14 protein-coding genes are annotated in these 12,884 nt (G+C 46.5%); 9 read left to right on the forward strand and 5 right to left on the reverse strand.

The features are described from left to right. Positions 1-143 precede the first annotated feature (143 nt). Together ABS362_RS00855 and ABS362_RS00860 are read left to right on the forward strand one after the other, a co-directional pair. A complete protein-coding gene (locus ABS362_RS00855) occupies positions 144-686 on the forward strand; it encodes an REP-associated tyrosine transposase (RefSeq protein ID WP_350410163.1) in 543 nt (180 codons plus the stop codon). A 140-nt stretch (positions 687-826) separates the two neighbouring features. Further along, positions 827-1,372, forward strand: coding sequence for a metal-dependent hydrolase (locus ABS362_RS00860; protein ID WP_350410165.1), 546 nt, complete (start codon positions 827-829; stop codon positions 1,370-1,372). Between the two features lie 77 nt (positions 1,373-1,449). Here ABS362_RS00860 and ABS362_RS00865 read toward each other — a convergent pair whose 3' ends face one another. Further along, positions 1,450-2,250, reverse strand: a complete 801-nt coding sequence (locus tag ABS362_RS00865) for a hypothetical protein (protein ID WP_350410167.1) — start codon at positions 2,248-2,250, stop codon at positions 1,450-1,452. A 221-nt stretch (positions 2,251-2,471) separates the two neighbouring features. Here ABS362_RS00865 and ABS362_RS00870 point away from each other — a divergent pair, with 221 nt between their 5' ends. The 4 genes from ABS362_RS00870 to ABS362_RS00885 all read left to right on the forward strand — a co-directional run bounded on the left by ABS362_RS00870 (position 2,472) and on the right by ABS362_RS00885 (position 6,353). Continuing rightward, positions 2,472-2,867 carry a hypothetical protein gene (locus ABS362_RS00870; protein WP_350410168.1) on the forward strand — a complete coding sequence of 132 codons (396 nt, stop codon included), beginning with the start codon at positions 2,472-2,474 and terminating at the stop codon, positions 2,865-2,867. Positions 2,868-2,933: 66 nt separating this feature from the next. Beyond that, positions 2,934-4,553, forward strand: coding sequence for an alpha,alpha-trehalase TreF (gene treF / locus ABS362_RS00875; RefSeq protein ID WP_350410170.1), 1,620 nt, complete (start codon positions 2,934-2,936; stop codon positions 4,551-4,553). Positions 4,554-4,871: 318 nt separating this feature from the next. Then, on the forward strand, positions 4,872-5,111 hold the full coding sequence (locus ABS362_RS00880; RefSeq protein ID WP_350410172.1) for a hypothetical protein: 240 nt from the start codon (positions 4,872-4,874) through the stop codon (positions 5,109-5,111). A gap of 114 nt (positions 5,112-5,225) precedes the next feature. Beyond that, a complete protein-coding gene (locus ABS362_RS00885; protein WP_350410173.1) occupies positions 5,226-6,353 on the forward strand; it encodes an SMP-30/gluconolactonase/LRE family protein in 1,128 nt (375 codons plus the stop codon). A gap of 75 nt (positions 6,354-6,428) precedes the next feature. Here the strand turns inward: ABS362_RS00885 and ABS362_RS00890 are convergent, their stop codons facing one another. After that, positions 6,429-7,832: a DUF5723 family protein gene (locus tag ABS362_RS00890; RefSeq protein ID WP_350410175.1), complete on the reverse strand. Its 1,404-nt coding sequence runs from the start codon at positions 7,830-7,832 to the stop codon at positions 6,429-6,431. A gap of 265 nt (positions 7,833-8,097) precedes the next feature. On the opposite strand from ABS362_RS00890, the gene meaB reads away from it, so the two are divergent. Continuing rightward, on the forward strand, positions 8,098-9,078 hold the full coding sequence (gene meaB / locus ABS362_RS00895) for a methylmalonyl Co-A mutase-associated GTPase MeaB (RefSeq protein WP_350410177.1): 981 nt from the start codon (positions 8,098-8,100) through the stop codon (positions 9,076-9,078). 175 nt (positions 9,079-9,253) lie between these two features. Here the strand turns inward: meaB and folB are convergent, their stop codons facing one another. Genes folB through ABS362_RS00910 form a run of 3 tightly spaced genes read right to left on the reverse strand, consistent with a single transcriptional unit; the run spans position 9,254 to position 11,520 of the window. Then, on the reverse strand, positions 9,254-9,610 hold the full coding sequence (folB, locus tag ABS362_RS00900) for a dihydroneopterin aldolase (protein WP_350410178.1): 357 nt from the start codon (positions 9,608-9,610) through the stop codon (positions 9,254-9,256). Between the two features lie 6 nt (positions 9,611-9,616). Continuing rightward, on the reverse strand, positions 9,617-10,594 hold the full coding sequence (locus ABS362_RS00905) for a DivIVA domain-containing protein (protein WP_350410180.1): 978 nt from the start codon (positions 10,592-10,594) through the stop codon (positions 9,617-9,619). Next, a complete protein-coding gene (locus tag ABS362_RS00910; protein ID WP_350410182.1) occupies positions 10,591-11,520 on the reverse strand; it encodes a WD40 repeat domain-containing protein in 930 nt (309 codons plus the stop codon). Before ABS362_RS00910 ends, ABS362_RS00905 begins: the two co-directional genes overlap by 4 nt. A gap of 84 nt (positions 11,521-11,604) precedes the next feature. On the opposite strand from ABS362_RS00910, the gene ABS362_RS00915 reads away from it, so the two are divergent. Together ABS362_RS00915 and ABS362_RS00920 are read left to right on the forward strand one after the other, a co-directional pair. After that, complete coding sequence (locus ABS362_RS00915; RefSeq protein WP_350410183.1) at positions 11,605-12,255, forward strand: 4'-phosphopantetheinyl transferase superfamily protein; 651 nt, start codon at positions 11,605-11,607, stop codon at positions 12,253-12,255. A gap of 1 nt (position 12,256) precedes the next feature. After that, on the forward strand, positions 12,257-12,847 hold the full coding sequence (locus tag ABS362_RS00920) for a thioredoxin family protein (protein WP_350410184.1): 591 nt from the start codon (positions 12,257-12,259) through the stop codon (positions 12,845-12,847). The last annotated feature ends 37 nt before the right edge of the window (positions 12,848-12,884 follow it).

Consider the following 12,884-nt stretch of genomic DNA (forward strand, 5'->3'; position numbering starts at 1 on the left):
TTTTTTATGCGGCCTGCCGCGGAGCTTAGCTCCGTGACGAATTTATAAAAGCGAATCTGAGATTCGCATCTATAGTCCAGCACGGAAGTAACTTCCGCGCTAAATCTTGTAACTATACTTTATGACAATACGTGCTTTAAGGCATGAGCGAGAAGTATAAAGCGAACGACCCCAAAGGAATTTACTTTATTACTATAACTGTAGTGCAGTGGGCAGACATATTTACACGCCGCGAATACTGCGAAATCATATGCGATAGCCTTGCCTACTGTCAAAGAGAAAAGAACCTCACCATCTTTGCCTGGTGTATCATGACAAATCACCTGCACTTAATCTGCTCATCTCCTGCTCTAGCTAACATCATCCGGGATTTCAAAAAATATACAGCTAAAGAAGTTTACAGAGCTATTCAGCAAAACCCACAAGAGAGTAGAAAAAATTGGCTAAACTGGCTAATCAAATCAGCGGGTGAGTTGAGTGCTAAACACGAAGAGTATAAATTCTGGCAACCCGGCTATCATCCTATCTTACTTCACAACAATGGACTGATGGAGCAGAAATTAGACTACCTTCATTACAATCCGGTTACAGCAGGCTTTGTGGAGGAACCAGAACATTGGTATTATAGCAGCGCCAGAGATTATGCAGGGAGTAAGGGAAGACTCTCTATAGTTCTTATTCAATAAAATCATACTTATCTAGCGCGGAAGTTACTTCCGCGCTTAATTATAGATGCGAATCTCAGATTCGCTTTTATACCTACGTCACGAAGGTCAGCTCCGCGCCAAAATTTATTTATCTTCAATTTTAAATCAAACTATAAACCATGGCATCAGCATTCGCGCATGCACTAGCGGCACTAACTATAGGCAAAACATACCCCAACAAGTATATTTCTCCTAAATTCTGGTTGCTGGGTATGCTTTGTACTATAGTTCCGGATGCCGATGTGGTGATGTTTAAATTTGGGGTGCCTTACGAGCATATGTTCGGGCACAGGGGCTTTTCACATTCACTGGTGTTTGCGCTTTTACTGGGCGTTATAGTTACTGCCGTATTCTACAGAAGCATAAAGCTTACCTCAAAACAAGGTCTGTTGTTTATCCTGTTCTTTACGCTTTGCACCGCGTCGCATAGTTTGCTGGATGCCCTGACCAATGGAGGATTAGGTGTGGCTGTGTTCTCCCCTTTCGATAACACACGTTACTTTCTGCCGTGGCGCCCGATACAGGTTTCTCCAATTGGAGTTAGCAACTTTTTTAGTGAGTGGGGCTGGCGCGTAATTAAAAGCGAATTGATTTGGGTAGGTGTGCCGGCTGTGGCCTCCTATGTTTTTGTCTCTATCTTTAAAAGGACAGCCAGGAAAAGTTAAGACTGCAGTAAAACAAAAACGGACTTCCGAAGAAGTCCGTTTTCACAATAATAAGAGGGTTTGGGTAAGGGTAAAGCTTATTTACACTGGTAAGTATAGTTCGTTTCGTACTCCTCACCGTTAAATGTCTCGATAACTCTGGTCGGGAAACCTTTGTCATTATAGGTATAGCTATAGTCTACTTCGTAAGAGTACTCCTCACCATCCATCTCGAAAGTAGTCGTAATTTTACCAGGATTGTTTTTGCTTGAGCCCATCCATGGTTCAATAAAACCTTTTACAGCCGAGAATGGCGTATTCTTGTTATCATAACCAGAATATGTGTCGGTGTATTCTAATTCACCCTCATAAAAACCTTCTGACTTAGAGATATTGCCCTGGCTGTTGTAAGTGAAAGTAGTTTTGTACGTTTCGCCATCGTACGACTCAGTTATTTCGATAATGCGCTTGCTGGCATCATACTTAAACGTTTCTACACCATCCGATACATTCTCAGCATCAAATTCTTCTCTTTTGCTAAGCACACCATTTGAGTAAGTATAAACTCTGTATTCATACAGCTCACCGTTCTCAAACTCTTCTTCCTTCACTAAGCGGTCGTTGCTGTCATAAGTAAAGGTGGTATAGCCTTCTATCTCTTCCTCGCCATCCGAGTAACTATAGGTTACTTTGCTTATCAGGCCTTTTGCGTTATACTCAACAACGTTGTTACTCTCATCGCCTTCACTATCGCCATACATTATATTGGTTAGTTTGCATGCAGCTTCAACACCGGTGCCTGGTTGCGGATTGTCGTCGTCATCGTTGCCGCATGATGTAAGGGTAAGCGCTGCTACTACAAACAGGCTCAGGAATTTGCTGGTAAGGTTTAATTTCATTGTTTTATTTTGTGATTATAGATTAATATGCCACAAAGTTCATATTAATATAGCATTTATACAATACCTACTTCTGGGTACGCTCATATATGCTGGTTCTGCCTGTTAACATTATTAAGCTATAGTTGTTAAAGCGTATTGGTAGCAGGGCTTAAAACCATAAACTATAGCACTCTGGAAAATAAACCTGAGTATCTTGCTACTTTATATTACCGAATATCATGAAGTTAAAACACATACTTATAGTAGCCGCCGTTGTACTGGTAAGCTGGTTTGTTTACGATTCTTTTTCGCAGCCAAGTGTTGATGACCTGGAAGGGGATTTTAAAGAAGTAGCTTTTTACCGGAACGAGAACAATACCGGCCCTATTGTAAGGGTTTATGCCGTAACGGTAGCCGATACCTTGTGGCAGCAAATGCATCAGTACGGCGAGTTTATGCCGCACACCAAATACGGTAATACCAAGGTCTATTTCTTTTTAGAAGGCAGCCCGGCACCAGATAAAGTTTTTGCCGGTGAACAGAATTTTGAAGCACGATTCCGGGAATTTGCTGTAGCCAAATACGAAAAAGAGTCGATGGGGCAGGTTTCGTTTGTACAATACCCGTTCCGGTAGTATACTTGTCGGTTTGCTTCGTGTTTGCGTAACAGGAGATTAGCGTTTTACTAACTCCAAAGCTGCATGAAGCATCCTTATTCTATCCTGAAACTATACCTGCTACTGGTTTTGTCTTTTAGCCTTATCCTGTCGCCTGCTCAGGCGCAGCAACTATACCGCCCTGCACAAGACCTGGGCGAGTTGTTTGAGCAGGTGCAACTGCAACGTGTTTTCCCTGATTCCAAGACCTTCCCGGATTGTGTACCTCTCTCCGATCCCGGGCAGATCTTACAGGCTTATGAACAACAAAAACATCAGCCCGGCTTTGAGTTAAAGGCTTTTGTGAAGCAGCATTTCAGGTTACCACCGCAGCCCGACACCAGTTTTACCACTAACGACACGCATACTATAGTTGAGCACATAGAGCGCCTCTGGCCGGAGCTTACCCGCCAACCCGGAGATAACGGCGGCTCGCTTATAGTGTTGCCAAATGCCTATGTGGTGCCTGGCGGTCGTTTCAGAGAGATCTATTACTGGGATAGCTTCTTTACCATGTTGGGCCTGCAGGCAAGCGGAAAAACGGAGCTGATTCAAAGCATGGTCGATAATTTTACGCACCTCATCCAAACTATAGGCCACATACCTAACGGCAACCGCACATATTACCTTAGCCGCTCGCAGCCACCTTTTTACGCACTTATGCTACGCGTGCTGGCCCAGCAAAAAGGCCGTGAAGTGCTGCTCAACTATAGGTCTGCTTTAGAAAAAGAATATGCCTTTTGGATGGATGGATCCGGAAGCCTTTCGGTAGTTAACCCTGCGCACCGCCGCGTGGTTTTAATGCCTGACGGAAGCATCCTGAACCGCTACTGGGACGATAACCCGCAACCGCGTCCCGAATCTTACCTGGAGGATGTGGAACTGGCTGAACAATCTGGCAGAAATCCCGAAGAAATTTACCGTGACATAAGAGCCGCCGCTGAATCCGGCTGGGATTTTAGTACGCGCTGGTTTGCTGATGGCGAAAATCTAAACACTATACAAACCACCAGCATTATCCCCGTAGACCTGAACGCGCTGCTTTACCACATGGAGCTGACCCTGCAGGAAATGGCTGTCTTGGCCGGCAACAGAACTGAAGCCCGCCAGTACGAGAAACTGGCCAAAGCCCGCCGCGATGCAGTGCTGAAATACAACTGGAACGCTGAACAGGATTTCTTTTACGACTATAACTATAAAACCAAGGCTACTACCAACATCCCTACGCTGGCTGCAGTTTACCCGCTGTATTTCCAGATGGTGAAGCGCAGGCATGCAAAAGCTGTGGTACAAAAACTGAAGGCTGATTTCATAAGCCCGGGTGGTGTGGTAACTACGCTTAACCAGAGCGGGCAACAATGGGACACACCAAACGGCTGGGCTCCGCTGCAATGGATGACGATACAGGCCCTCCGCAACTATGGCTTTACCGATGAAGCAACAACTATAGCTACCAACTGGGTGCAGCTCAACAACGACGTTTACCAATCTACCGGGAAGTTGATGGAGAAGTATAATGTCGAGAATCTAGGTTTGCCTGCCGGTGGAGGTGAGTACCCTAACCAGGATGGTTTTGGCTGGACCAACGGCGTGTTGCTCAAGCTGATCTCCATGTACCCTGAGCTACATAAAATAACAGAAGCTGAGCCCGAGCTGCAAAACTAACTATAGTTTAAAAGTATGTAGATCAGCCATCTAACTATAGGACTCGCAAACTATAACCCACCAACTGGCTCCCGACGTACAACAGACATCAGAGAGTTCCTTTTTGGGTCTATGCTATTCTTAATTTCCTGCGGAACGAACCATGGCGGAGGCGATTAACTTTACACGCAGAACGAGAACGTTGGCGATGGCCCTGTAGAAGATGATATCTCTGAAGACACGACCACTTTATGAGATACAACCACTACGATGTAGGCATACAAATCAACTTACACCTGAGAGGTTAAGTATAAATAAGATAACCTAACACGAAAAACAATGAACAAGAAACTGAATATACTAGCTGCCGCATGCATCACCTCTACCATGTTACTGGCATCGTGCGGTGAGACCGGCGATAACTCTGATATGCCATCTGAAAGCACAACCGGCGATACCCAGGAAACAGGTGTGGAAGGAACCGGCGACCTGCCCGGCACAGGTGCTGATGACACTACGCAATATGTGAACGAAGCGATAGGAGACGACAACGCCGCTGCCGGAGACAGCATTGAATAAAAATATGAGTTAAGATAACTGAAAAGGACAAGCGCTAAGCCTGTCCTTTTTTTTGTACCTGATTCTGGCACTACGTTTGCAACTGCCACGTTATAGCAAAAACGCATATCTCACATGATCAGATTAAAATACCTGGCAACTGCCTTCTTACTTTGCTGCGCAACTATAGCCGCACAGGCGCAAGGCGAAAGAAATAACTGGTACTTTGGCAAAAGTGCCGGCATCACGTTTAACGGCGACTCAGCGGTAGCAGTAACCAACGGCCGACTAATAACTGAAGAAGGCAGCGCCACTATATCTGATAAAAACGGTAACCTGTTGTTTTACACCAACGGCATAACGGTCTGGAACCGCAACCACAAAGTTATGCCCAACGGCAACGGCTTGCTGGGTGGCAATTCCTCTACTCAATCGGCTCTTATAGTTCCTAAACCGGGCTCCGAAACCATTTACTACATTTTTACAACCGATATACAGGCACAGTCTGATGGGTTGCGCTATAGTATTGTGGATATGAGCAAGGATGGGGGCAATGGCGACCTTGTGTTTAAAAATACTTTTATGATTGCGCCTACCACCGAAAAGCTGACCGCTGTGCGCCACAGTAACGGCAAAGACTGGTGGGTTGTAGCGCACCGTTGGAACAGCAATGCCTATTTGTCTTACCTGGTTTCAGAGAACGGCGTAGAGACCATGCCTGTCATGAGCAATGTGGGTACCGTTCATGGCGGCTCAAACCGCAAAGCCATCGGGTACCTGAAACCATCTCCGGACGGCACCAGACTAGCCGCAGCGCTCTGGAACGATAACAGCAACTTCGAACTTCTAAGATTCGACCGAAGCACTGGCAAAGTATCTGACCCGATTTTATTTAAAGGCTTTTCGGAAGCCTATGGTATTGCTTTCTCGCCAGATGGCAGCAAACTATACGGCACCACTAATAACAAAGGAACCGGCAAAGGGCAGATCGTACAGTTTGATTTGAGAGCCGGCGGCCCGGAAGAGATAATTAAATCAGCAACTATAGTGGCTACATCCGGCAGCCCAACTATAGGCGCATTGCAACTCGGCCCCGATGGCAGAATTTATGCTGCCCGCAAAGACAACATACACCTGGGCGTGATCTTTAACCCTAACGCAAAAGGTAAAGCCGTACAATACAAAGACAATGGTTTTAAACTAGCCGGCAGAAAAAGTGACCTCGGGTTACCAAACTTCGTGCAGGATGTAAAAAGATTATAACCGCCAACTATAAAAACAGAAAGGCCAGCCCGGTTAAGGCTGGCCTTTCTGTTTAACTATAAACTATAGTTTCCTTTAGATGATCTGTGGTTTCCCGATCTTAAATCTCAGGAAGCCCATCGCGAATGATGCACCGGGGTTGTTTTTAGTGAACGGAGCCGTAACGTCGCGCATACCAATACCAAACTCATACACCGGCGATGTGATCGCGAAGCCAAACGGTATGTTTAGTTTGTCGCCGGCACCAGACGAAACACCAGAGCTTAAACGGAATACCGGGATTGGAGAAAAGTCTATACCCAAGCCAACAAAGTCTGATGCGATATTGCCTGGTGCTTTGTTAAGTGGCGCCACGTAATCCACACCAACTTCAACGCGCTGACCAATTTTAACACCAGCACCAAAACGGAAACGGGTCGGCAGGTTTACTTTCATTTCGCTTACAGGGGTAAACACAAGAGCACTGTCAACTATAGCTCGAGCCATTTTGCCGGCGTCTTTCCAGAAATCATTGTTATTTGCTCCGTCTTCTGCCATTTGCTCCAAGGTAAAGCCTTTGTCCTGTCCTTCCAGCAGGTTCTCTGTCCACTTAATGTTACCTAGGTCGGTTACAGAAGCGCTTACTTTTACAATTTTGATGATCTCGGCAGATAAACCTAAATCCACACCATGGCCACGACCAACCGGGTTCAGTAAACCGTCTGCGCTATCGTAGTTGAATTTCGGATCGTCAAGGTAATCGTCGTAGTTGGCGTCCAGCACCGGCGAGAAAGCATTATAAGCTTTAACCTTGCCATCTTTCGCACTGAACTCATATAAACCCAAGCCCTGCATGTACTTGTAACCGAAACCGCCATAAATATTAATAAAAGGCAGTTCCATGATCTTGCGGCCATAAGCAAAGTTCCACTCGTTTACCCACGACATCTTAATTTCAGAACCATCAAATATCTCCGAAACATAAAGCGTTTCATCCGGGTCCACATCGTTAAACATGGAAGCATCCTGGCCTAAGAAAAGCAGCTCCGAAAAGTTTTTATTGAAGCCTGCATGGCTCAGCATGCGCTGCCTGTTGCTAACTGCAAAGCCACCAATTTTAGGCACGCTCACCGATATTGCCAGCGTATTTACATCGGCACCAAGGTTTAGCACGTTGTCGGAGGTAAAGGCGCGGGCAAGTTCCATTCGCTCTTCCATGCCAATGGAGGTGTCAGAAGTAAGCTTTATAGCACTCGACAGTGTCTTGCGGGTAAATGCCTGCGAACTATAGAATGCGCCAAATTCGGCTACAGTAAACGAAACCAGCGATGTGCTGCGGCCAAGGTTTGCGGGGTTTATACCGATTGCCTGGTAGTCGTGCACGAATGTGTTCTGTACACCACCACGGCTTACCACCGAGTAACTGCTGCTCTCAGACTGCGCAAGCGCTGTAACCTGCCCTACAAGCAAGGTTGCGGCAGCCAAAAGTACCTTCTTCATAAAATGGTCAGATAGTAAATAATTTGTATGGATAATGTGGTTGATAGCTTTTCACAACTAACCAGAAGCAACTATATCCGAAGTAGTTAGAAGTGTCAACACTATAAACCGGGCCGCAATTTCCATTTTTTTACTGAATATCAGAATATAGTTTCTGTAAATTATAGTGCAATAAGATTTTATAGTGGGTTGTAAGCTTCGGGTATGATGTACCACACATTCTGTTAACTTTGTGTAGTAAGGCGGCAGCTTTAAACTATAACCTATGGCCAAACGATTCTCTGTTGACACATATGTAAACGGCATCCTGAACGGAGACCGTGTGCTGCTGAGCCGTGCCATTACGTTAGTAGAAAGCAGGCTGCCACAGGACCATGAACTTGCCCAGGAAGTAATTGCCAACGTGTTGCCCTATTCCGGAAATGCAGTGCGGATAGGCATAACCGGTGTGCCAGGTGTAGGCAAAAGCACGTTTATTGAAGCTTTTGGGAACTATGTAATTGAGCAAGCCGGTAAAAAACTGGCCGTTTTAGCCATAGATCCCACCAGCCAGCGCACCGGTGGCAGCATTTTGGGTGACAAGACCCGCATGGAATCCCTGTCTATAAACCTTAAAGCGTTCATCCGTCCTTCGCCGGCTGGCAAGTCGCTGGGCGGGGTAGCAAAAAGCACCCGTGAAACTATAATTTTGTGCGAAGCTGCCGGTTTTGATGCCATTATAGTTGAAACGGTAGGCGTGGGTCAATCAGAGACGGCTGTGCATGCTATGGTAGATTTCTTTTTGCTGCTGATGCTGGCCGGAGCCGGCGATGAGCTGCAAGGCATCAAACGTGGCATCATGGAAATGGCTGATGCCATTGCCATCACTAAAGCCGACGGCACCAACACCAACAAAGCCAAAGCCGCCCGCGCCGAATACCAGAATGCCCTGCACCTGTACCCCATGAGTGCCTCTGGCTGGCTACCTAAAGTATCTACCTGCTCCGCCCTGCAACAAACCGGCCTCGACATGATCTGGCAAACTATAACCGATTACCTGAAGCTGACAAAGGAGAATGGTTATTTCGAGAGAAAGCGCCGTGACCAGAACTTACAGTGGATGTACGAAGCCATACGCCAGGGCCTGGAAGATAATTTTTATGCGCACCAGCAGGTAAAGGAGCAATTACCAACTATAACTGAACAAGTAAAATCAGGCCAAAAGTCAGCGTTTGCTGCTGCAAGCGAATTGCTGAAGTTGGTGTAATCAATTCCTGCTTTATCATTTCGACGAAAGGAGAAATCTATCTCAGCTTATAGTTCTATAGTTTGTGCCTTCCTTTGTTTTTAGGGGAAGACTGGGATGGGATAAAACAAAAACAGCCAGCCCATTTCTGAACCAGCTGTCTCTGCATCAATAAGTATCTTTAATAATTTTCGTTCTAACGAGCTTCCTCCAAAGTAACTTTTGCCCATTTGCAAATGCCACCCAGCGGCGGATTGTACTTGTAAACATTCACTTTCACCGTCTGTACAAACGGGAAACGCTCGTAAACTTTATCGATGATGCGGTGGCCGAGATGCTCTAACAGGCGAGCCGGAATTTTCATTTCTTCCAGCACCAGCGCATACAGCACTTCATAGTTTACAGTTTCGTCCAGGTTATCAGATTCGGCGGCGCGGCGAAGGTCGGTGTTTATGGTCAGGTCGATGCCGTACTTGTTTCCGATCTTCTGCTCCTCGTCGTAGAACCCATGGAAGGCAAAAAATTCCATGCCCTCCAGTGTGATCTGTCCCATTTCAGGTTAGCCTATCTCGTCAAAAAAAGAACCACTGCTCTTAACAGTTGCGCCGTTGGTTGCATAGGCGTTACGTGATGGCTCGGTTAGCGGCGGCTGAATTTCCGGCTTATCTGGCTGCACAGGCTTAATTTCCGGAACTGGCTGCTCAATATCCGGTGCCGGCACACGACCCGGGTAGTCCGGCGCTATAGGCTCTATTTCCGGCGACGGCGGGTTTGGCACAGGCGTTACCGGGTTCGGAATTTCCGGGTGTGGCTGCGTAACATCTGGTGCCGGGTCGCCAAGTGGGTTATATTCTCTGCCGTTAGCTTGCACGGCAATCGGTGCATTAGCTGTAGTTGAAGCCGGTATCTGCTGTTGTATCGTTTCTGTTGTAATGTCCATATCTTTCAAGGTTTTCAGCAGCTCTGTGTTGTCTATAGTTACATTCGCTGCTCTTGAAAGCATACTGTTTACGCCACCCTTTGGTTTAGCTTTTGTACGCTCCACCTTCTCAAGAGCTTCATTAGCAAGGTTCTTCAGGTCACGCACCATGGTGTCCAGGTAACCTTCCATTCGCTGGTATTCCTGCTCCAGGCTTTTAACCTCTTCCTGCATTTCCGATACCATTTTTTCTGTCTGGCGGGCAGCATCTTCTAAGGTCTGGCGGGCCTGATTACGAGCTTTATTCAGCAGTTCGTTAGCTTGTAGTTCAGCTTCGCGGGCACGCAGCTCAGCCGACTTGGTCGCCTGCTCCAGTATATTGTTGCCGGTATCTTCGGCGGTTTTAAGCGTTTTGTAAAGCGATGATTCCACTTCGCGCAGCTTCTGGGTTTCGCGGTTGGCGGCATCCAGTTTCATGCGCAAGTCTTTGTTTTCATCCATCATTTTCTCCCACTGCTGCGACAGCGTAAGCAAAAATGCGTTTACTTCATCCTTGTCTAATCCTCTAAAAGCCTTCTCAAACGTTTTTTGCCTGATATCTAACGGTGTAATCTTCATAATGCATCAAAATTTATATCCCAAACCGAAATGGTGCGGTCATCGCTACACGAAACTAACTGATTCTTGTGAGCCGACCAAAATAATTTATTAACCGATGTGCCGTGGCTGGCGTTCCGCACTTTATCGATCACTTTCAGCAATTTAAAGGTCTCGGCATCCCAAAGCTTCACCGATTTATCCATGCTGCAGGTGGCAAAATAGCTGCCATCCGGGCTGTAAGTAATGTTGTTGATCGTATACATGTGCGCGATCACGTAGCCACGCTCTTTGTAGTTGTTCTGAGCTTCCCAAACCCTGAGATGTGCATCGCGGCCTCCTGTTAAAAGCAATTCGCCATCAGGTGAGTAAACTATAGTAAACACCGAATTGGTATGGTTCTGCAACTCATATTTCATGTCCATGGTGGCGGCATCAAAAATGCGCACGGTGTGGTCGCTGTAGCCGGCTGCCAGCTCGTTGGTTTTGGAATTATAAGCCAGACTGCGCACGCTTTTCTCCGATTTCCGAACTATAGTTTCCAGCTCAAACGTGTCGGCAGCAACTATAGCAATACCGCCGTTTTTCAGACCCACGTAAACTTTATTCAGGTCAGCAACATAGGCAATGTCAAAAATGGGCACCTTCGGCAGTGGCACCGACTTAATTATAGCTTTCTGTTTTACATCTAACACGTGCAGGCCTTCGTTGTTCTGGCCAACCAGCAGCAGGTCGCGGTCCGGAATATACTTGATGGCGTAAACAGAGCTTTCGGTGCGGGCAATCAGTTCGCCTTGCTCCGGGTCGTTAAAGTCCCAGCGCACGATCATTCCATCACCGGCAGCCGAATAAAAATGGGTATCGCTCCCAGATTGCTCCAAACTATAAACGCAGTCGCGGTGACCGGTTAGGGTAGCTATTTTCTGTACTTGTACCTTGCTCGCCATTAGTAAAATCAGCGTAAGTTAAATTTTAGCTAAATTTACAAATCCCCGGTTGCCCATCAAAGAAGCACCGGTTATACTTTGCTTATGCCCCTACTCATTTCACGCCAGCTAAACGAGCATACTATACTTGGAACGTGGTCTATTACAGAACGTACCGATGAGCTTTCGCTTGCCCTGCCCGTCGGAATTTCTCCTGACCTGATGCTGGAGCAGGCGCACCCGCGCCGGCAGAAAGAGTGGCTGGCCAGCAGGTTGCTGGTTTATAATTTGCTGCAGCAGTTTACTTCTGACATGCCTGTACTTCAGCGCAATGGGCATGGCAAACCGGTATTTGAACAGGCACCATATTTTGTATCTATCAGTCATTCACCGGAGCTGGCGGCCGTTATAGTTTCAGATAAATATGAAGTTGGCATAGATGTTGAATTACTAAGTCCGAAGGCGCTGCGTGTGGCTCACAAGTTTTTAAACGAAGACGAGAAGAACTATACTTGCGGCGAAGCGGACAAAACCTGTTTGTACTGGAGCGCCAAAGAAACATTGTATAAAATGTATAGCCAACGGCAACTGATATTTAAAGAGAACCTGCTGCTACAACCTGATCCCGAAACAGAAAATTTGCTTTTAGGGCGTGTGCAGACGGATAATTTTTCTAAATTGTATCAGGTACACCACGAGGTTCTACAACAACACGTACTTACTTATTGTATTGATATTTCTACTAACGAACTATAACATGAAATTTTTAGCAACTCTTGCCGCTGCCCTTTTGCTTACGGTAAGCGGATTTGCACAAAGCAGCAGCTACAAACTTGGCGATAAGGTATCTGACTTTACGCTGCAGGGGGTGGGCAACACAACCGTATCACTGAACGACTTTGCCAACAGCAAAACCGTGGTGCTGGTGTTTACCAACAACACCTGCCCTTACGCCAAACTATACGAAAACCGACTGGTAACATTATCGAGTGCTTATGCCAGCAAAGGTGTTCAGTTCATCTTCGTTAACCCGGGCGTAGGCCTTGGTGAAGGCAGCGAGACCCTGGAAGATATGGCTACCAAGAACTATAGATTCCCGTACCTGGCCGACGAAGGACAGAAAGTTAGCTCACGTTTTGGCGCTACTAAAACCCCTGAAGTATTTGTACTACACAACACCGGCAACGGCTTTGTGCTGAAATATAAAGGTGCCATTGACGATAACCCACAGGTGGAAAGCGGCGTGAAAAACCCATACCTGAAAAGCGTGATAGATCAGGTTTTAGCCGATCGTACTGTAACCGTAGCCGATAAACGCGCCACCGGCTGTTTGATAAGGAAATATTAAACTATAGTTTGAACTATAAAAGCAGAAGCCGCTCTTA

The organism is Pontibacter populi (assembly GCF_040278685.1).
In the GTDB taxonomy this organism is placed as follows: domain Bacteria; phylum Bacteroidota; class Bacteroidia; order Cytophagales; family Hymenobacteraceae; genus Pontibacter; species Pontibacter populi.

Excerpts from the sequence above, each read along its gene's own strand:
- ABS362_RS00920 (WP_350410184.1), top strand. The coding sequence starts at position 12,257 with ATGAAATTTTTAGCAACTCTTGCCGCTGCCCTTTTGCTTACGGTAAGC.
- ABS362_RS00860 (WP_350410165.1), top strand. The coding sequence starts at position 827 with ATGGCATCAGCATTCGCGCATGCACTAGCGGCACTAACTATAGGCAAA.
- ABS362_RS00915 (WP_350410183.1), top strand. The coding sequence starts at position 11,605 with ATGCCCCTACTCATTTCACGCCAGCTAAACGAGCATACTATACTTGGA.
- ABS362_RS00905 (WP_350410180.1), bottom strand. The coding sequence starts at position 10,594 with ATGAAGATTACACCGTTAGATATCAGGCAAAAAACGTTTGAGAAGGCT.
- folB (WP_350410178.1), bottom strand. The coding sequence starts at position 9,610 with ATGGGACAGATCACACTGGAGGGCATGGAATTTTTTGCCTTCCATGGG.
- ABS362_RS00855 (WP_350410163.1), top strand. The coding sequence starts at position 144 with ATGAGCGAGAAGTATAAAGCGAACGACCCCAAAGGAATTTACTTTATT.
- ABS362_RS00885 (WP_350410173.1), top strand. The coding sequence starts at position 5,226 with ATGATCAGATTAAAATACCTGGCAACTGCCTTCTTACTTTGCTGCGCA.
- ABS362_RS00865 (WP_350410167.1), bottom strand. The coding sequence starts at position 2,250 with ATGAAATTAAACCTTACCAGCAAATTCCTGAGCCTGTTTGTAGTAGCA.
- treF (WP_350410170.1), top strand. The coding sequence starts at position 2,934 with ATGAAGCATCCTTATTCTATCCTGAAACTATACCTGCTACTGGTTTTG.
- meaB (WP_350410177.1), top strand. The coding sequence starts at position 8,098 with ATGGCCAAACGATTCTCTGTTGACACATATGTAAACGGCATCCTGAAC.
- ABS362_RS00880 (WP_350410172.1), top strand. The coding sequence starts at position 4,872 with ATGAACAAGAAACTGAATATACTAGCTGCCGCATGCATCACCTCTACC.
- ABS362_RS00910 (WP_350410182.1), bottom strand. The coding sequence starts at position 11,520 with ATGGCGAGCAAGGTACAAGTACAGAAAATAGCTACCCTAACCGGTCAC.
- ABS362_RS00890 (WP_350410175.1), bottom strand. The coding sequence starts at position 7,832 with ATGAAGAAGGTACTTTTGGCTGCCGCAACCTTGCTTGTAGGGCAGGTT.
- ABS362_RS00870 (WP_350410168.1), top strand. The coding sequence starts at position 2,472 with ATGAAGTTAAAACACATACTTATAGTAGCCGCCGTTGTACTGGTAAGC.